The sequence below is a fragment of the Sphaerimonospora thailandensis genome, from assembly GCF_016863115.1.
Classification (GTDB): Bacteria; Actinomycetota; Actinomycetes; order Streptosporangiales; family Streptosporangiaceae; genus Sphaerimonospora; species Sphaerimonospora cavernae.
Map to the genome: position 1 here is coordinate 1 of NZ_BOOG01000039.1, position 18,150 is coordinate 18,150.

An 18,150-nucleotide genomic window follows, 5' to 3' on the forward strand; every position below is an offset into this window, starting at 1 on the left:
TACCCCTTCCGGGGCAACCCCTCCAACCTACCTGAACTTCGCCGTTCCGTCGAACCGGGCGGAATCTGCCGAAATTCGGTTAAGAAAGAGGGAGACGCGGAGAGCCTAGCAGCCGTTTCCCCCTGAGGGGATCGTGGCGCACCGGGCTACCGCGCTCCAGAAGACTAGCATCCCCGGGCGGGTGCCGTAGCCGACTTTTGTTTCTCCCCCGTGGGGAGGCTCTCCAAACCTAGCTGAGTCGAGAACCTACTCGACCCGCACGAGGCGATCGGCTCCATCAACGCTCGTGGTCGTGAGGTGCGGGGGCGGGCGACTGCTCTGGCCGACATAGGACCGCGCCCGAGACCCCCGCGCCCGAAGAGTCCGGAGGCTCATCGACCCGGCCGCAACTATCACGGTCGGCCGGAGCGGCCGCCCGTTCCCGCGCCGGCCACACCCACCCGACCGCAGCCGTCCACAACGGACCGCCCTGTCCGACAGGTTCACCGTCGCTCAGGTCACCCGCGCTTCCGGACACCTCCGGTGTACCCAGCCCCGATGTTCCCGCTATGAGGGCAGTGCGGCGAGCTGCGCCTCGAGGCGAGAGATGTCCTCCTCCGCCTGAGCTGCACGTTGTCGTACCTTGGCGACGACGTTCTCCGGTGCCTTGGCCATGAACTGCTCGTTGGCCAGTTTGCCGGTGACCTGGGCATGCTCCTTGCGAGCCGCGGCGAGATCTTTCTCCAGTCTCCGCCGCTCGGCGGCAACATCGATGGCACCTGCGGTGTCGATCTCGACCAGGACCGCGCCGACGGTGAGCCGGGCTGTCGCGGTGAAGGCGTCCGAGGGAGTTTCCAGCCGCAGTAGCGAGCGGATGGCCGTCTCGTGCGGGGCTAGCGCCGTACTGGACAGGGACAGCCGCGCGGCCACGCGCTGTCCGGGCTTGAGCCCCTGGTCGGAACGGAACCTGCGCACCTCCGTGACCAGTTCCTGGACCGACGCGATCTCCTGCTCGGCGACCGCGTCGCCGGCCAGCCCGGCAGCGGCGGCAGGCCAGGGCGCGACCACGATCGACTCACCACCGGTCAGAGCCCGCCACAGTTCCTCAGTCACAAACGGGATCAGCGGGTGCAGAAGCCGCAGCAAGGCGTCGAAAACGTGGCCCAGGACGCGCTTGGTGTTCTCGGCGAGCTCGCCCCCGGCGGAGATCTGGACCTTCGCCAGTTCGACGTACCAGTCGCAGACCTCGTCCCAGGCGAAGTGGTAGAGAACGTCAGAGATCTTGGCGAATTCGAAGTCCTCGAAAGCCGTGTCGATCGACGTGATGACAGCCTGCAGGCGGGAGAGGATCCACCGGTCGGCTGCGGTGAGCTGCTGCGAGGGGATGCCGTCCGAGACGGCGCCGTTCATCAGCGCGAACCGCGTCGCATTCCAGATCTTGTTACAGAAGTTACGCGATCCGCCCGCCCAGTCTTCGCTGATCGCCACGTCAGAGCCCGGGTTGGCCCCGCGTAGCAGCGTGAACCGGGTGGCGTCGGCGCCGTAGCGCGCGATCCAGTCGAGCGGGTCGACGACGTTGCCGAACGACTTCGACATCTTCTTGCCGAACTGGTCGCGGACCATGCCATGCAACGCCACGGTGCGGAACGGCGGCTGCCCGTCCATCGCATACAGCCCGAACATCATCATCCGGGCGACCCAGAAGAACAGGATGTCGTATCCGGTGACCAGCACCGTGGTCGGGTAGAAGCGGGCGAGTTCCGGAGTGGCGTCGGGCCAGCCGAGCGTGGAGAACGGCCACAGACCCGAGGAGAACCATGTGTCGAGCACGTCCTGGTCCTGCTCGTACCCAGCCGGCGGCTCCTCGTCCGGGCCCACGCACACCATTTCGCCGTCGGGGCCGTACCACACCGGAATGCGGTGTCCCCACCACAGCTGCCGGGAGATGCACCAGTCGTGCATGTCGTCGACCCAGTCGAAGTAGCGCTTTGCCATCTCCGGCGGGTGGATGCTGGTACGTCCGTCCCGGACGGCGTCGCCCGCCGCCTTGGCCAGCGGCGACACGTTGACGAACCACTGCAGCGACAGCCGCGGCTCCACCACGGTCTTGCATCGGGAGCAGTGACCGACCGAGTGCACGTACGGCCGCTTCTCGGCGACGATCCGGCCCTGCTCGCGCAGCGCGGCGACCACCGCCGGTCGCGCCTCGAACCGGTCGAGCCCCTCGAACGGCCCGTGCGCCGTGATGACCCCCCGCTCATCCATGATCTGGATGGATTCCAGCGCGTGGCGACGCCCGATCTCGAAGTCGTTGGGGTCGTGGGCCGGGGTCACCTTCACCGCGCCGGTGCCGAACGCCGGATCCACATGTTCATCGGCCACGATAGGGATGAGTCGACCGGTCAGCGGCAACTCCACCTGCTTGCCCACCAGATGGGCGTACCGCTCGTCGTTCGGATGGACGGCCACGGCGGAGTCACCCAGCATGGTCTCCGCACGTGTCGTGGCGACCACGATCTCCGTGTCGCCCGAGCCGTACCGGATCGAGACGAGTTCCCCGTCGTCCTCGGTGTGCTCAACCTCAATGTCGGACAGGGCGGTGAGGCAGCGCGGACACCAGTTGATGATCCGCTCAGCGCGGTAGATCAGTCCGTCATCGAAGAGCCGCTTGAAGATCGTTTGAACGGCCCGGGACAGTCCCTCGTCCATGGTGAACCGCTCGCGATTCCAGTCCACGCCGTCGCCGAGCTTCTTCATCTGGCCGAGGATCCGGCCGCCGGACTCCTCCTTCCACTGCCAGACGCGCTCGACGAACGCCTCACGGCCGAGGTCATGGCGGGACAAACCGTCCTTGGCGATCTCGCGCTCGACGACGTTCTGCGTCGCGATACCGGCGTGGTCCATGCCGGGGAGCCACAGGGCCTCGAAGCCCCGCATCCGGGCCCGGCGGGTCAGCGCGTCCTGGATCGAGTGGTCGAGCGCATGCCCGACGTGCAGGGATCCGGTCACGTTCGGCGGAGGAAGCACGATGCTGTACGGCTCACGCCCGCTGCCCGCGTGAGCGGTGAAATACCCCTCGGATACCCAGCGCTCGTAGCTACGGGTCTCGACATCGGCGGGCGCGTACTGGGTAGGCAGCTCAGGCGTTGTCATGATGCCCAATTCTAGGGATGTCAGGCCACCACCCGGGCCAGGCTAGGCGGACTTCTCTCTTGGAGTGCGCTGCTGCTTGGCCTGGAGCTGGTCACGCGGCACCAGGGTCGGGTTCACATGCTCCAGCACGGCTTCGCGGGTGATGACGACCCGGGCCACGTCCTGCCGGGACGGCACCTCGTACATCACGGAGAGGAGGACCTCCTCCATGATGGCGCGCAGTCCGCGGGCTCCGGTGCCGCGCAGGATGGCCTGGTCCGCGATCGCCTCAAGGGCGTCGTCGGTGAACTCCAACTCGACGTTGTCCAGTTCGAACAGGCGGCGGTACTGCTTCACGAGCGCGTTGCGCGGCTCGGTGAGGATCAGGATCAGCGCTTCCCTGTCCAGGTTGTGCACCGACGTGATCACCGGCAGCCGGCCGACGAATTCGGGGATCATGCCGAACTTCAGCAGGTCCTCAGGCATCACCTCCGAGAAGATGTCCGAGGCGTCGATCTCCTCCTTGGACCGGATGATCGCGTTGAAGCCGATGCCCTTCTTGCCGATCCTCGACTCGATGATCTTTTCCAGGCCGGCGAAGGCTCCGCCGCAGATGAACAACACGTTCGTGGTGTCGATCTGGATGAACTCCTGGTGCGGATGCTTGCGGCCGCCCTGGGGCGGAACGCTCGCGGTCGTCCCCTCCAGGATCTTCAGCAGGGCCTGTTGCACGCCCTCGCCGGACACATCCCGGGTGATCGACGGGTTCTCGCTCTTGCGGGCGATCTTGTCGACCTCGTCGATGTAGATGATGCCGGTCTCGGCCTTCTTGACGTCGTAGTCGGCGGCCTGGATCAGCTTGAGGAGGATGTTCTCCACGTCCTCCCCGACGTACCCCGCCTCAGTCAGCGCGGTCGCGTCCGCGATGGCGAACGGCACATTGAGCATCTTGGCGAGGGTCTGCGCGAGCAGGGTCTTGCCGGAGCCGGTCGGGCCGAGCAGCAGGATGTTGGACTTCGCCAACTCCAGGCCGTCGTCACGGCCGCGTTCACCGGACTGGACACGCTTGTAGTGGTTGTACACGGCCACCGACAGCGCCTTCTTCGCCTTGTCCTGGCCGATGACGTACGCGTCGAGGAACTCGAAGATCTCACGCGGCTTGGGAAGGTTGTCCCACTTGAGTTCAGAGGACTCGGAGAGCTCCTCCTCAATGATCTCGTTGCAGAGATCGATGCACTCATCGCAGATGTAGACGCCAGGTCCGGCGATGAGCTTCTTGACCTGCTTCTGGCTCTTGCCGCAGAACGAGCACTTGAGCAGGTCTCCCCCGTCGCCGATGCGTGCCACCCCAGATACTCCTTTGCGTGGGACCGCCCTGCCGCCGCGGTCGCTTCCGTCCGCACTCGGTCTACTCCGGTGCGAAAACGTCATCCCGCTCAGGTTTCGACGTTACCGTCTCCTGGACCCTCAGTGAGCCCCCTGGCGGCGAGTCGCACCGGAACGTGCCCAATTGGGACCCGCTCCGGTGCGGCAACTCCTCAGGAAGCAGCGATCGCCGCCGCGCGCTTCTTCCGCGACGGGATGATGTCGTCAACCAGCCCGTACGCCTTCGCCTCCTCGGCGCTGAGGATCTTGTCGCGCTCGATGTCCCTGCGGACGTCGTCGGGCGCCTTGCCCGAGTGCCGCGCGATGATCTCCTCGAGCAGCGACCTCATACGCAGGATCTCACGAGCCTGGATCTCGATGTCACTCCCCTGGCCACCGCCTTCGGTATAGGGCTGGTGGATCAGGACGCGGGCGTTCGGGAGCGCGAAGCGCTTGCCAGGCGTGCCGCCGGCCAGCAGCACGGCCGCCGCCGAGGCCGCCTGGCCCAGGCAGACCGTCTGGATCTCCGGGCGGACGAACTGCATGGTGTCGTAGATCGCCGTCATGGCCGTGAACGACCCGCCAGGCGAGTTGATGTACATGCTGATGTCGCGGTCCGGGTCCAGCGATTCCAGCGTCAGAAGCTGCGCCATCACGTCGTTCGCCGAGGCGTCGTCGATCTGGACACCGAGGAAGATGATGCGGTCCTCGAACAGCTTGTTGTACGGGTTCATCTCCTTCACGCCGTACGACGTGCGCTCGACGAAGGAGGGAAGGACATAGCGGCCGTTGATATCTCCCGGCCGGATCAGCTCGCTCACTTGGAAAGCTCCAGTCATGAGACGGCGCCCTCGGAGGGCACCTGGCGCGCGCTGCGCACGACATGGTCGATGAAGCCGTAGTCCCTGGCCTCCTCGGCCGTGAACCAGCGGTCGCGGTCGGAGTCACGCTCGATCTGGTCGAGCGACTGCCCCGTGTGGAAGGCGATGCGCTCAGCGAGTGTCTTCTTCACGTACAGCATCTGCTCGGCCTGAATCGCGACGTCCGCCGCGGTTCCGCCGATGCCGCCCGACGGCTGGTGCATCATGATGCGGGCGTGCGGCAGCGCGTACCGCTTCCCGGGCGCGCCCGCGCAGAGCAGGAACTGCCCCATCGAGGCGGCCAGTCCCATCGCGACCGTGCAGACGTCGTTCGGCACATACTCCATCATGTCGTAAATCGCCATGCCGGCCGTCACCGAGCCGCCAGGGGAGTTGATGTACAGCCAGATGTCGCGATCCGGGTCATCGGCGGCGAGGAGCAGGAGTTCGGCACAGAGCCGGTTGGCCACCTCGTCGCCCACCTGGGTGCCGAGCACCACGATGCGCTCACGCAGCAGCCGCTGGTAGAGCTGGTCTTCGAGGCGGGTCGGGCCCTCCTCACGGCCCCGGGCCTCGAAACCGGAGTCTGCGGACGGGAAGAAGGTCGGCGGGCTGGTCACAGCGTCACCTTCCAATGCGTCGTAATCGGTTGGCTTTGCTTGTGACCTTAACGCGCGCCGCCGACAGGTCATGCCTCCTCACCGTGCTGTTCGCTGTCGGCGCAGGTTCACCCTCGCGTCGGCACGGCTCGGTGCTCCCGGCCGCCTTTCCCGTCGCCACGCGGCCACGACACGCCGTACGAAGCCCCAGCTCATCTCGGTACGGCCGAAGAGCCGTGCGACGAGAAATTTACGGGGATTTACCCGGTAATAACCGAGAAACCCCCGGCGCACCGAAGTGCGGCGGGGGTTTTCCCGATCAGCACGGTCGATTGACTTTCCCGAGCCCACGACCATCGAAAAACCGGCGAGAACCGGAAACTCAGCTTTCCGCGGGCTGCTCCGGCTCGCCCTCGGCCTGCTCCGCCCCGACCTGCTCCTGCTCGGGGTTGAGCTCGGCGTAGATGGCCTTGAGGTCGACGGCGTTGCCCGCCTCGTCCTTCACGCTGGCGGCGTCGCCCACGATGGTCTTGGCCTTCTCCCGGACGATCTCCACCATGGCGAGCGGGAGTTGATTGTTGTCGGCGAGGTGCTGGGCCAGCGTGTTCGGGGCGACGCCGACCTGCATGGCCCGGCGCACCACGAAGTCGGTGAGCTCCTGCTCACTGACCCCGATCTCCTCGGCCTTCACAATCTTGTCGAGGACGAAGCCCACCTTCAGCGCCTTAGCCGCGTTCTGCTCGTACTCGGCGAAGCGATCCTCCTCGGTCGTCTGGTGAAGACGGAAGTACGCCTCGCGGCTGAGGCCGCTCTCCGCGATCTCGTGCTCGAGGTTGTGCTTGCGCGCGTCGATCTCGGCGGTGAGCGCGCTCTCCGGGAGCGGAATGTCGATCTTCTCGAGCAGTGCGTCCAGGGCCTTCTCCCGGCTCTCCATGACCTGCTCGATCAGCTTGTTGCGGCGAATCTGGCCGCGCAGCCCGTCCTTGAGCTCGTCAAGCGTGTCGAACTCGCTGGCGAGCTGAGCGAACTCGTCATCCAGTTCGGGCAGCACCTTCTCCTTGACCGACTTGACGTTGATGATCACGTCGGCCTCCTCGCCGGCGTTCTCGCCGCCGACAAGCGTGGTGCGGAAGGTCTTCTCTTCGTCCGCGGCCATGCCCTGGAGCGCGTCATCCAGCCCCTGGAGCACCGAGCCGGCGCCGACCTCGTAGGAGACGTCGGCGGCCTGCTGCTCGTCGAGGTTCCTGCCGTCGATCTCGGCACGCAGGTCCATCACGACGTAATCGCCGTTCTGGGCCTGGCGCTCGACGCCGGTCAGTGTGGCGAAGCGCTGGCGCAGCGCGTTGAGCTGGGTGTCGATGTCCTCGTCGGACACCTCGGACGCGCCGACGACGACCTCGAGACCCGCGTAGTCGGGCACGTCGAAAGCCGGGCGGACGTCCACCTCGGCGGTGAACTCGACCTGCTCACCGTCCTCGAGCTTGGTGACCTCGATCTCCGGCTGGCTGACCGGGAAGACGTCGGTCTCGTCGACGGCCTGGCCGTAGAGCTTGGGCAGAGCGTCGTTCAGGGTCTCCTCAAGAACCACCGCGCGGCCGAAGCGCTGCTCGATGATCCGGGCCGGCACCTTGCCGGGGCGGAACCCGGGCACGCGCACCTGCTGCGCGACCTTCTTGTACGCGGCCTGCAGGCTCGGCTCGAGCTCCTTGAACGGCACCTCGACGGTGAGCTTGACCCGGGTAGGGCTGAGCTCCTCGACAGCGGTCTTCACGGGGTGGTCTCCTTGATCCAGCATCTGGTGATTGCAGGCGCGTAGTGCACGACAACCGCGGCACAGTAAACGCGCGCCGCGCCCACGTGAGAGGCACAGAGACCACCGCCGCCTGGGCGCAACCGCTTAGGCATGCTCGAATGTGGCGGGTGTCCAGCGCCAAGGGCAGTCTAGAACAGACCGACGGCTCGCAGCGACAGCCACGGCCTGTTACAGGTCGGCGATGATTCGCTGGAGCAGGTCAACGGTCTCCGCCGGGGTAGTGCTCACAGCGCACAAACGCTCCATGACCTCGATGTAGCGATCGAGTTCTTCGCGTTTGTCCAGGTAGAGGGCGCTCGCGAGCTGCTCCACGTAAACGATGTCGGGAAGCTCCGGGTCGGCGAACCGCAGGATGCTGAAGGCCCCACCCTCCGCCGCGTGCCCCCCGTAACTGAACGGAATGACCTGGATCGTGACGTTGGGCTGGTTCATCAGATCGATCAGGTGCTGGATCTGGCCGCGCATCACGTCCACGCCACCGATCGGCCGCCGCAGCGCCGCCTCGTCGATCACCGCCCAGAACAACGGGCTGTCCTCGCCGTCAAGAATGCGCTGCCGTTCGAGGCGCAGGTCGACCCGCCTGGCGATCTCCTCGGGCACCGCGCCGACCGCACCCGCCGTGATGACGGCGCGGGCGTACTCCTTGGTCTGCAACAGGCCCGGGACGAACTGCACCTCGTAGGTGCGGATGCGGGTCGCCGCCTCCTCCAACCCGACGTAGGTCTGGAACCAAGCCGGGAGTACGTCACTGAACCGGTGCCACCAGCCGGGTTCGTTGGCCCGCTCGACCAGCCCCATCACCACGGCCCGGGTCTTCTCGTCCTTCACACCGTAAAGGGTGAGCAGGTCGGCGACGTCACGTTCCTTGAAGCTGACCCGGCCCAACTCCATCCGGCTGATCTTGGATTCGGATCCGCGGATGAACCGCCCGGCCTCGTCGCGGCTGACGCCCTTGTCTTCTCTGAGCCTGCGGAGCTGGGCTCCCAGGAGAATGCGGAGAGCCGTCGGGCCCGATCCAGGTTGGATCTGCATCACGACTCCTCCCTCTCGGCTCCGCCCTCTTCATGCCACCCATGCCGCCACGGGTCTCGCACGATCCCAGCCGCTCCAATGGCGCCTATCCCAGCCCACACAGTGTCACCAGTTCCGGCCCGGTTGACAAGGTCTCATCCACGTAACCCCTGCCGCACCCCGAAAGCCGACTCTGTGCATTTGCACACACCGTGTGCACGTGCATTTGGGGCTTGCATGGGGGCGCTGAGTGTTCCATCATGTCTTGGTGCATATTGGGTTACATGTGCACCAAGACATGGAGAACGGGCCAGCGGGAGGTACGGGCAGCATGTCGGAGAAGCCCGGGTCCGCCGGTTCGTTGACCCGTGACGCGGGATTCGGTTGGTTCCTCCGCACCGCCAGCGAGTCCGATACCCGCACGTGTCCTCTGCGGCCCCAGGCCGACTCCGTCGGTCGGGCACGTGAGGTCACCCGCACCACCCTGCGGCAATGGGGCCTTCCCGAACTGAGCGAGGACGCGTCTCTGGTCGTCTCCGAACTGGTGACGAACGCCGTCCGTTACGCTCGGTATCCGGTCGGCGAATGGAGCGATCACCCGATCACACTGGTGCTGCTCCGCATCGCACCACATGTCCTGCTGGCGGTCTCCGACCCCAGCGACCGCATCCCCGCGCCGAAGGAACCCGACTTCATCTCCGAACACGGCCGCGGTCTCTACATCGTCGAGACCTACAGCCAGGCCTGGGGATGGGATCCCCTCGACCACGGCGGCAAGGCCGTGTGGGCACTTCTGCGCAGCTCCGCCTGACACCACTCCAGCCTCGGGCCCTTCACCGATCGCCGACTTCATGACGTTCGAGAACAAGGGGCAGGACATCGCCGCAGCCGACATAAGCCTGGTCCAGGTAAACAATCGGCACCGATCTCGGCGGTTTTCGGGCGATCACGAAGGCCAGGCCTCCCGTGCGGGATGACCTGGCCTTTTGTGTTCGGAGCGGACGACGGGAATCGAACCCGCGTAGCCAGTTTGGAAGACTGGGGCTCTACCATTGAGCTACGTCCGCGCGCGACCGGCTGTCCATCTGGTTTAGACTTCATCCGGTCGTCAGGGCGTAAGCGTACCGGAGTCCCGGAGCGTTCGCGTACCCGGCGAGACGGGGCGTGGCGCAGCTTGGTAGCGCGCTTGCTTTGGGAGCAAGAAGTCGCAGGTTCAAATCCTGTCGCCCCGACTGCTCTGACCAGTCAGAAGGCCGCCGGAGATCGGGAGCGGCCTTCCGCATGACTGATCGGGTGACCATCATCTCCACTGGCCTCAGGTGACAGGCCTCACTCGTCCACGACGTACGGGTGCGTGAGGAACTCGAGGGCGTGACCGTCGGGATCGTCCACGTAGACCCCGCGTCCATGATGCCGGTGGTTGATCTCCTGCGGCTCCTGGTGGTGCGGGCCGCCCCAGTACGGCAGGCCGCGCTCGACGATCCGCCCGTGGATCTGGTCGAACTCCTCCTCCGAGACCAGGAACGCCAGGTGCTGCATGATGATGTGGTCGGAATCGACGATGGAGTCCGCGTAGTCGACGGTCACGCCGTTGGCGAGCGGGACGGTCGCGAACGGTCCGAACTCCTCGGGCTCGGGCGCTCCCAGCAGGGCGGTGAGGAACCGGGCCGAGGCGAACCGGTCGGTGCTGTGCATGATCGTGTGATCCAGTTGTGCGGGCACGGGACCTCCAGGCGGTCGGATCCGGTGTGACCCTTTCCTTCCGAGGCTACAAACCGTGTTCTCGGCCCTGCCAGGCACGGGTTCGCACCGATCTGGCCCGCGTCCTTCCGCGGAGCCGTGCGTACTCGCAGACTGGTGTTCACGCCAGATCGGTCGCCCGGCAGCGCCGGGAGTCATACGGGAGAGGAGTGGATGACGTGGCGAACGAGCCGACAAAGGTGCTACTCGAGGAGTCACAAATCCCACGGAACTGGTACAACATTCTTCCTGACCTTCCGAAGCCTCCCCCACCGCCGCTCCACCCGGCGACCCTGCAGCCCATCGGCCCGGACGATCTGCTGCCGTTGTTCCCCGCGGACCTGATCGCGCAGGAGGTGACCCGGGACCGTCACGTCCCCATCCCGGAGGACGTCCTCGACGTCTACCGCCTCTGGCGTCCCACCCCTCTGATCCGCGCCCGCCGACTCGAAAAGAGCCTGAGCACCCCGGCCAGGATCTACTACAAGTACGAGGGCGGCAGCCCCTCGGGATCCCACAAGCCCAACACCGCGGTCCCGCAGGCCTACTACAACGCGCGACAGGGCGTGCGCAGGCTGACCACGGAGACCGGCGCCGGCCAGTGGGGCTCGGCGCTCGCGTTCGCCTGTGCCCAGTACGGCCTGGCCTGTGAGATCTGGATGGTACGGGCCTCCTATGACCAGAAGCCCTACCGCAGGTCGCTGATGCGGGCATATGGCGGCACCGTTCATCCGAGCCCCTCAGCGGTGACGACGACGGGCAGCAGGATCCTCGCCGAAGACCCCGGCTGTCCCGGCTCTCTCGGCATCGCGATCAGCGAGGCCGTGGAGGTCGCCGGCGGCCACGACGACACCCGGTACGCACTCGGCTCCGTGCTCAACCACGTGCTCATGCATCAGACCGTCATCGGGGAGGAGGCACTGGAGCAACTCGCCATGCTGGGTGAGACACCCGACCTGATCATCGGCTGCGCCGGTGGCGGCTCCAACTTCGCCGGCCTGGTCTTCCCGTTCCTGCGGGAGAAGCTGGCCGGGCGGATGGCCCCCGTGCTGCGCGCGGTCGAACCGGCCGCCTGCCCCTCACTGACGAGGGGCGTCTACGCGTACGACTACGGAGACAGCGCGGGGTTCACTCCGCTGCTGAAGATGCACACGCTCGGGCACACGTTCGTGCCGGACCCGATCCACGCGGGCGGCCTGCGCTATCACGGCATGGCCCCGCTGCTGTCGCACATCTACGAGCTCGGCATGGTGGAGGCGGTGGCCAAGAACCAGTCCGAGTGCTTCAAGGCCGGCCTGCGGTTCGCCCGGACCGAGGGCATCGTGCCCGCCCCCGAGCCCACGCACGCTCTCGCCGAGACGATCGCGGAGGCGCTGCGCTGCGCCGAGACGGGCGAGCCAAAGGTGATCGTGACCGCGGTGTGCGGACACGGCCATTTCGACCTGCCCGCCTACGAGGGCCACCTGGCCGGCCATCTGGAGGACGTGCCGCTCCCCCAGGAACGGATCGACACGGCGCTCGCGCAGCTACCCGCGGCGTGACCATACCGAGATGAACCGATTTGGATCATTCATCGCAAGTAGCTGAAATGCACGGTAGTGATTCATACGATTCTCAGGCATCCCACCGTCCCTCTCCGGAGTAGCCGATTTGGACCGGAACTGCGTCATCAAGGACCCCGTCCCCCGAGACCGGGCGGAGTGGCGCCGCGGCAGCGCCGCGGCCGCGCACGAGCGGCTGGCCTTTCTCAACGAGGCGAGCCATCGGATCGGCACCACCCTGGACCTGGCGGAGACGAGCAGGGAGCTCGCCGACGTGGCGGTCCCGCGCTTCGCCGACACGGCGGCCGTCCTGGTCCAGGATCGGTTGTTGATCGACGGGGAGCTTCCCTCCCGCCAGATCGACGGCAGCTCACTCGTCCGCCGGGTCGCGGTGGCCGTGGCGATGGAGGACCCGCAGCCGTGGCTCAACGCCTTCCCCGTCGGCGAGGTGACGGTCTTCTCCGCGATGCTGCCGCACACGCAGAGCATGGTCAGCGGCAAGCCGCTGATGTACCCCGTCCTCGACAAGGAGAGCGCCCGGGTGATCGGCGCCGGCGTAGACCGTGAGGACGCGATCGTGGAGCTCCTCACCGACTCCTCCTTCCTCACCGTGCCCCTGCGCGCGCGAGGGCGGGTGCTCGGCTGCGCGGTCTTCAGCAGGCGGCCGGGCGGCCGGCCGTTCGAGGAGACGGATGTCGCCGTGGCCGAGGAGCTCGCGGCGCGGACCGCCGTGTGCATCGACAATGCCCGGCTCTACACCCGCGAGCACCGGACCGCCCTGACCCTGCAGAGCAGCCTGCTTCCCGCCGAGCTGCCGCAACCGCTGGGCATGGACATCGCCTCGCGCTATCTGCCGGCCAGTGATCTCATGGGCGTCGGCGGCGACTGGTACGACGTGATCCCCCTGCCGGGATGCCGGTCCGCGCTGGTTGTGGGCGATGTGATGGGCCACGGCACCCGGGCCGCCGCGACCATGGGGCAGCTCCGTACGGCCGCGCGCACGCTGGCGAGCCTGGACCTGCCGCCTGACGAGGTGCTCTTCCGACTCAACCTGATGAGCCAGGACCTCGATCCCACACAGATCGCCACGTGCATCTACGCCGTCTACGACCCGGTGACCCGCGGGTGCGCGCTGTCCAGAGCGGGTCACGTACCGCCCGTGCTGCTGCACCCGGATCGCTCGACCGAGATCATCGATCTGCCCCCGGGGCTCCCGCTCGGCATCGGCACCGACCCGCTCGAGACGCGGGAGCTGACCCTTCCGGCGGGCAGTGTGCTGGCCCTCTACACCGACGGCCTGGTGGAGAGCCGTGAGCGGGACATCGACGCGGGCATCATGACGCTGCGCCGTCTGCTCGCCGGCGCCGTCGACGATCTAGAGGACATGTGCGACGTGACGATCAGCGGCCAGCGGTCCGGCCACGATCGCGACGACATCGCGCTGCTGGTGGCCCGGGTGCGAGACCTCGACCCGGACGAGATCGCCTCCTGCCCGCTGCCCGCCGACCCGAGGTTCGTGGCGCACGCCCGCCGGTTCGTCCGCGACACCCTGGCCGCCTGGGGGCTCGGCGGGATGGCGGACAGCACTCAGTTGATCGTGAGCGAGTTGGTCACCAACGCGCTCAAGCACGGCTGGCCGCCGATCGAGCTGCGGCTGCTCCGCGGCCGGACGCTGGTATGCGAGGTCGTCGACGGCTCGGCGACCACCCCTGCCCCGCGTATGCCCGCGCCCGATGAGGACACCGGCCGGGGCCTCCAGCTCATCAAGCGGTTCGCCTACCGCTGGGGCACCCGGCCGACGCCGTACGGAAAAATCGTCTGGGTGGAGCAGAACCTCCCCTGACGACCCTGAGTCCCCGTGCTCTAGCGGCCGGTCGGGCGCTTACCGTGGTTGGCCTTCTTCTTCTTGCGTGCCTTGGACTTGCGTGCGCGCTTTGCCATGTGCCCACCTTTCTCGTCCGGCTTTTCCTCACTGTCCCCCGCCTGGCGGTGCCGTACAAGGGGGAAGAGCCGATCCATGCATCCTCGTCACCATGAATCAACATTCCTGCTGCTGCTATCTGGCATAGTTTGTTGAAACGCGTTGATAGGAGCGATGGATGCTGGCCCAGCAACGGCGGCAGGCGATCCTGGAGCGAGTCCGGAGGACGGGCGGTGCGCGCGTCGCGGAACTCGTACGCGACCTCGGGGTCTCGGACATGACCATCCGACGCGACCTGGAGGTCCTGGCGAACCGCGGACTGATCGAGAAGGTTCACGGCGGGGCCACCGCCACCGGAGCCGGATCCACCGAGGAGCCCGGTTTCGCCGCCAAGTCGATGCGCCAGCAGACGGAGAAGGACGCGATCGCCCGGCACGCGGCCCGGCTCGTCCAGCCCGGCGGCGCCGTGGCACTGTCGGCCGGCACCACGACATGGGCCCTCGCTCACCATCTGGTCGAGGTGCCCGAGCTGACCGTCATCACGAACTCCGTGCAGGTGGCTGACGTTTTCCACCGGGCGGGACGGAGCGATCAGACCGTGGTGCTGGTCGGCGGCGTACGCACGCCGTCGGACGCGCTCGTCGGGCCGGTGGCGGTCGCCGCCATCCGGTCCCTGAACGTCGACACGCTCATGCTCGGCATCCACGGGATGAGCCCCCGAGCCGGCTTCACGACCCCGAACCTCCTCGAAGCCGAGACAGACCGGGAGTTGGTCGCCGCCGCGCGGCAGCTCGTCGTGCTGGCCGATCACACCAAGTGGGGCATTGTCGGCATCAGCACCATCGCCCGCCTCGATCAGGCTCATGTCGTCGTCAGCGACACGGGACTGCCCGATGAAGCACGGGCCGAGCTGTCCGAGCACATCGGCGAGTTGATCCTCGCCGATCCGGCCAGGGACCGCGAGCCCGGGCGCCGGATACCGGCGCCGTGAACGGCGACACAGGCGACACAGGCGACACAGGCGACACCCGGCATCGCGCGTGACCCGACAGGAGACAGCACGAGCGACGACGTGACCGACGACATGAACGGCAGTGTGAACGACAACGTGAAGCGCACGATCACCCATCTCACCGACGGCCGTGAGCTCATCTACTACGATCGGCGGGACGACGTGGACCACAGCGCCGCCGACGCCCGCGACCTGCCGCCGCGCTCCCCGGCTTCGGAGATGCGCTACGACCCGCTGCTGGACGAGTGGGTGGCGATCGCCGGACACCGCCAGACCCGCACCCATCTCCCCTCCGCGAAAGAGTGTCCCCTCTGCCCCGCCCGGCCTGGATCAGAGATCCCCTCCCCCTACGAGGTGGCGGTCTTCGAGAACCGCTTCCCGTCCTTCAGCTTCAACCCGGGCGACCGGGACCTCGACCGCCACGGGCATGTGGGAGGGCACGGGGATGTGGGCGAGCATGGGGATGTGGGAGGGCTCAGCGAAATACGGCCGGGCATCGGGCGCTGCGAGGTCGTCTGCTTCACCGCCGACCACGACGCTTCCTTCGCCTCCCTCACAGACGATCAGGTCGGACTCGTGATGGAGACGTGGGCCGACCGTACGGCGGAGTTGTCCGCCCTGCCGGGCGTGGAGCAGGTCTTCTGCTTCGAGAACCGGGGTGCCGAGATCGGCATCACGCTGCCGCATCCCCACGGGCAGATCTACGCCTACCCCTACGTGACCCCGCGCACCCGGCGGATGTTGGACACGGCCGCCCGCCACGCCGCCGGAAACCTGTTCGCCGACGTCCTGGCCGCCGAGCGGCGGGGTCCCCGGGTGGTCGCCGCCAACGAGCACTGGAGCGCCTTCGTGCCGGCGGCCGCGCGCTACCCGTTCGAAGTGCACGTTTATCCGCACCGTCGGGTGCCCGACATCCCGGCGCTCGCGGCCGAGGAACGCGCGGCCTTCGGGCCGCTCTACACCGAGGTGCTGCGCCGCCTGGACGGTCTGTTCGGGGTCGCCATGCCGTACGTCGCTGCCTGGCACCAGGCCCCGGTCTCCTACCGGCGCGATCTCGCCTATCTGCACCTGCAGCTGTTCAGCATCCGACGAGCCCCGAACAAGCTCAAATACCTCGCGGGCTCTGAGTCCGCGATGGGCGCCTTCGTCAACGACGTGCTGCCCGAGGAGGCGGCCCAGATGCTGCGCCAAGTCGAGATCACGGTCTGATCTCTGAATGATTGCGACTCGGGGTGGCATCCGGCGTTTCCGTACCACTAGTATCCATCGCATCGTCTGACTCAGCCGATGCGCCTAATCCCGGGTGCCTCACTCGGGAGCCGGGGACCCACGGAACGTGGGGTGAAGGCACGACGTTCGTGTTCAACGCAGTGCCCGGGCGCCTCCAGCCCGAACCCGTCAGCTAACTCGGCAGGCATATGGAGAGGAGTGGGCACTGCCCCGCGTGTTACCTCTGGCAGCCGGTGTGCTCGCGGCCACCGCGCTCGTGTTCGGTACGGCCACGGCGGGCCAGGCCGATCCAAAACCCAGCAGGAGCAGTCTCAAGAAGCAGCTCGCCGGCCTGGAGAAGAAGGTCGACCGGCTGATCGCCGACTACAACGCCAAACGGGTCGAGCTCACGAAGGCACGTACGGCGGAGCAGGCCGCGCGCGACCGGCTCACCCGGGCCGAAGCGGACTACGACGCCATGAAGCGATCTGTCGAAGACTTCGCCTCACGGCAGTACCAGATGAGCGGCCCGATGCCGGTCCCCGACCTGACGACCTCGGCGCTCGTCTACCAGATGCAGCAGGAGCAGTCGCTCAGGCTGAGCCGCTTCGACGAGGCGCGCACGGAACGTCAGCGCGCCGCGGAGGCGGCGAAGGATCTGACCGACCGGCTGAAGTCGCAGGCCTCCGTCGTGGACGATCAGCGCGAGCAGGCCGAGAAGCTGATCGACGAGATCAAGGACAAGCTCGACAAGTTGGTCCCGGTCGCCCCCGGCAAACGGCCGGGCGGATCCTGGGCTCCGGAGCTGCCCACCGGCGCCGACAACATCACTCCTCGCACCCTGCTGATGCGCACGGAGGTGGCCGAGAACTTCGACCTGCGTTTCCCGGTCGGCTGTTACCGCTCGGAGTCGAGCGGTGAGCATCCCCTCGGCCGCGCCTGCGACTTCATGATGAGCTCGGGCGGCTCGATGCCGACGCCGGAGATGAAGGCTCTCGGCGACGCCGTCGCCGCCTGGGCGATCAAGAACGGCTCGAAACTGGGGGTGAAATATGTGATCTGGCGGCAGCAGATCTACAACCTCGGCTGGCCGGGCTGGCGCACGATGGCCGACCGCGGCGGGATCACCGCGAACCACTACGACCACGTGCACATATCGATGTACTAAGACCACGAACTGTGGAAACGTTCTGCGCGAAGGAGGACGTGTGACAGTGGCACGAGTACTGGTGGTCGGTCTCGATCCCGTCAAGATCCAGGGCTGGGACCCGGAGCCGGTCCAGGCGGCGATAGCACGTGGTCAGGCGCGATTCGACGATCATGGTATCGAGGCCGACTGGTGTCTGGTGGCACTCGACGAGAGCCCCGAAGGGATGATCGTGGAGGCGCTGACCCGCGAAGACTACGTCTGCGTGGTGATCGGGGGCGGCATCCGCAAGCACGAGCCGTTGCTCGAATTCTTCGAGAAGGTGGTCAACCTGGTCCGGCAGCACGCGCCCGACGCGGCCATCGCCTTCAACAGCAGCCCCGAGGACTGCGCCGACGCGGCTCTGCGGTGGCTGCACCGGCCCGGCAGGGCAGGCGGCCCTGACAGGGCACTGATCACACCTCAGGGGCCGGCACCCGCGTGGCGAGAGTCTTCGGCGCCACATGGCGGAAGGCTTCGGTGACGATCTGCCTGATCTCGTCCCAGTCCACCGGGACGTCCAGGTAGACGCCGAGCCAGCCCCGGTGTCCCACATAGGGGGGCCGAAAGAACCGGTCGGGCTCTGTCTCGACCAGTTCCTCCTGGACTCCCGGTGGGGCGGCGCACCAGAACGCGAGCCGGTCGTCGTGGTGATGGTCGGCGAACATGACGAAGGTCTTCTTGCCCCGCACGAACCAGGTCGGCTCGCCGTGGCTGAGCCGTTCGGTCGTCTCGGGCAGCGCGAGGCACAGCGCCCGCAGCCTCTCCAGTTCTTCGTCCAT

Annotated in this window: 16 protein-coding genes, 2 tRNA genes and 1 riboswitch; of the genes, 8 read left to right on the forward strand and 10 right to left on the reverse strand. The window is 67.1% G+C overall.

Features of this window, described 5'->3' with window-relative positions; all coding sequences use genetic code 11:
* Positions 1 to 546: 546 nt before the first annotated feature.
* The 6 genes from Mth01_RS19880 to Mth01_RS19905 all read right to left on the reverse strand — a co-directional run bounded on the left by Mth01_RS19880 (position 547) and on the right by Mth01_RS19905 (position 8,783).
* Complete coding sequence (locus Mth01_RS19880; protein WP_204017409.1) at positions 547 to 3,132, reverse strand: valine--tRNA ligase; 2,586 nt, start codon at positions 3,130 to 3,132, stop codon at positions 547 to 549.
* A gap of 42 nt (positions 3,133 to 3,174) precedes the next feature.
* On the reverse strand, positions 3,175 to 4,458 hold the full coding sequence (clpX, locus tag Mth01_RS19885; RefSeq protein WP_204017410.1) for an ATP-dependent Clp protease ATP-binding subunit ClpX: 1,284 nt from the start codon (positions 4,456 to 4,458) through the stop codon (positions 3,175 to 3,177).
* 191 nt (positions 4,459 to 4,649) lie between these two features.
* Positions 4,650 to 5,297, reverse strand: coding sequence for an ATP-dependent Clp protease proteolytic subunit (locus Mth01_RS19890; RefSeq protein WP_275408989.1), 648 nt, complete (start codon positions 5,295 to 5,297; stop codon positions 4,650 to 4,652).
* Positions 5,298 to 5,311: 14 nt separating this feature from the next.
* Complete coding sequence (locus Mth01_RS19895) at positions 5,312 to 5,956, reverse strand: ClpP family protease (protein ID WP_275408990.1); 645 nt, start codon at positions 5,954 to 5,956, stop codon at positions 5,312 to 5,314.
* Between the two features lie 361 nt (positions 5,957 to 6,317).
* Complete coding sequence (gene tig / locus Mth01_RS19900) at positions 6,318 to 7,706, reverse strand: trigger factor (RefSeq protein WP_204017413.1); 1,389 nt, start codon at positions 7,704 to 7,706, stop codon at positions 6,318 to 6,320.
* A 210-nt stretch (positions 7,707 to 7,916) separates the two neighbouring features.
* Entirely contained in the window at positions 7,917 to 8,783 is an 867-nt protein-coding gene (locus Mth01_RS19905; RefSeq protein WP_308440817.1) for a helix-turn-helix domain-containing protein, read from the reverse strand.
* A 307-nt stretch (positions 8,784 to 9,090) separates the two neighbouring features.
* Between Mth01_RS19905 and Mth01_RS19910 the strand changes: the two genes are divergently transcribed.
* Positions 9,091 to 9,570: an ATP-binding protein gene (locus Mth01_RS19910; RefSeq protein WP_204017415.1), complete on the forward strand. Its 480-nt coding sequence runs from the start codon at positions 9,091 to 9,093 to the stop codon at positions 9,568 to 9,570.
* 185 nt (positions 9,571 to 9,755) lie between these two features.
* Here the strand turns inward: Mth01_RS19910 and Mth01_RS19915 are convergent.
* A tRNA-Gly gene (locus tag Mth01_RS19915) sits at positions 9,756 to 9,826 on the reverse strand.
* A 91-nt stretch (positions 9,827 to 9,917) separates the two neighbouring features.
* Here Mth01_RS19915 and Mth01_RS19920 point away from each other — a divergent pair.
* A tRNA-Pro gene (locus Mth01_RS19920) sits at positions 9,918 to 9,991 on the forward strand.
* A gap of 97 nt (positions 9,992 to 10,088) precedes the next feature.
* Here the strand turns inward: Mth01_RS19920 and Mth01_RS19925 are convergent.
* Positions 10,089 to 10,481: a VOC family protein gene (locus Mth01_RS19925; protein WP_204017416.1), complete on the reverse strand. Its 393-nt coding sequence runs from the start codon at positions 10,479 to 10,481 to the stop codon at positions 10,089 to 10,091.
* A gap of 197 nt (positions 10,482 to 10,678) precedes the next feature.
* Between Mth01_RS19925 and Mth01_RS19930 the strand changes: the two genes are divergently transcribed.
* Positions 10,679 to 12,040: a TrpB-like pyridoxal phosphate-dependent enzyme gene (locus tag Mth01_RS19930; protein WP_204017417.1), complete on the forward strand. Its 1,362-nt coding sequence runs from the start codon at positions 10,679 to 10,681 to the stop codon at positions 12,038 to 12,040.
* Positions 12,041 to 12,149: 109 nt separating this feature from the next.
* Positions 12,150 to 13,883 (forward strand): ATP-binding SpoIIE family protein phosphatase, encoded by a 1,734-nt coding sequence (locus tag Mth01_RS19935; RefSeq protein ID WP_239089832.1) that lies wholly within the window; start codon positions 12,150 to 12,152, stop codon positions 13,881 to 13,883.
* A 20-nt stretch (positions 13,884 to 13,903) separates the two neighbouring features.
* On the opposite strand, the gene Mth01_RS30440 is transcribed toward Mth01_RS19935, so the two are convergent.
* Positions 13,904 to 13,981, reverse strand: a complete 78-nt coding sequence (locus Mth01_RS30440; protein WP_407695961.1) for a 50S ribosomal protein bL37 — start codon at positions 13,979 to 13,981, stop codon at positions 13,904 to 13,906.
* A gap of 158 nt (positions 13,982 to 14,139) precedes the next feature.
* Here Mth01_RS30440 and Mth01_RS19940 point away from each other — a divergent pair, with 158 nt between their 5' ends.
* The 4 genes from Mth01_RS19940 (at position 14,140) to Mth01_RS19955 (ending at position 17,852) form a co-directional block, all read left to right on the forward strand.
* Positions 14,140 to 14,952: a DeoR/GlpR family DNA-binding transcription regulator gene (locus tag Mth01_RS19940; RefSeq protein WP_204017418.1), complete on the forward strand. Its 813-nt coding sequence runs from the start codon at positions 14,140 to 14,142 to the stop codon at positions 14,950 to 14,952.
* 117 nt (positions 14,953 to 15,069) lie between these two features.
* Positions 15,070 to 16,182 (forward strand): galactose-1-phosphate uridylyltransferase, encoded by a 1,113-nt coding sequence (gene galT / locus Mth01_RS19945; RefSeq protein WP_204017459.1) that lies wholly within the window; start codon positions 15,070 to 15,072, stop codon positions 16,180 to 16,182.
* A 71-nt stretch (positions 16,183 to 16,253) separates the two neighbouring features.
* Positions 16,254 to 16,404, forward strand: a riboswitch (cyclic di-AMP (ydaO/yuaA leader).
* Between the two features lie 13 nt (positions 16,405 to 16,417).
* Positions 16,418 to 17,350, forward strand: coding sequence for a coiled-coil domain-containing protein (locus Mth01_RS19950; RefSeq protein WP_239089833.1), 933 nt, complete (start codon positions 16,418 to 16,420; stop codon positions 17,348 to 17,350).
* Between the two features lie 40 nt (positions 17,351 to 17,390).
* Entirely contained in the window at positions 17,391 to 17,852 is a 462-nt protein-coding gene (locus Mth01_RS19955) for a hypothetical protein (RefSeq protein ID WP_204017419.1), read from the forward strand.
* Here the strand turns inward: Mth01_RS19955 and Mth01_RS19960 are convergent.
* Positions 17,785 to 18,150 (reverse strand): MmcQ/YjbR family DNA-binding protein, encoded by a 366-nt coding sequence (locus tag Mth01_RS19960; protein WP_204017420.1) that lies wholly within the window; start codon positions 18,148 to 18,150, stop codon positions 17,785 to 17,787. The two genes, Mth01_RS19955 and Mth01_RS19960, sit on opposite strands and share 68 nt — an antisense overlap.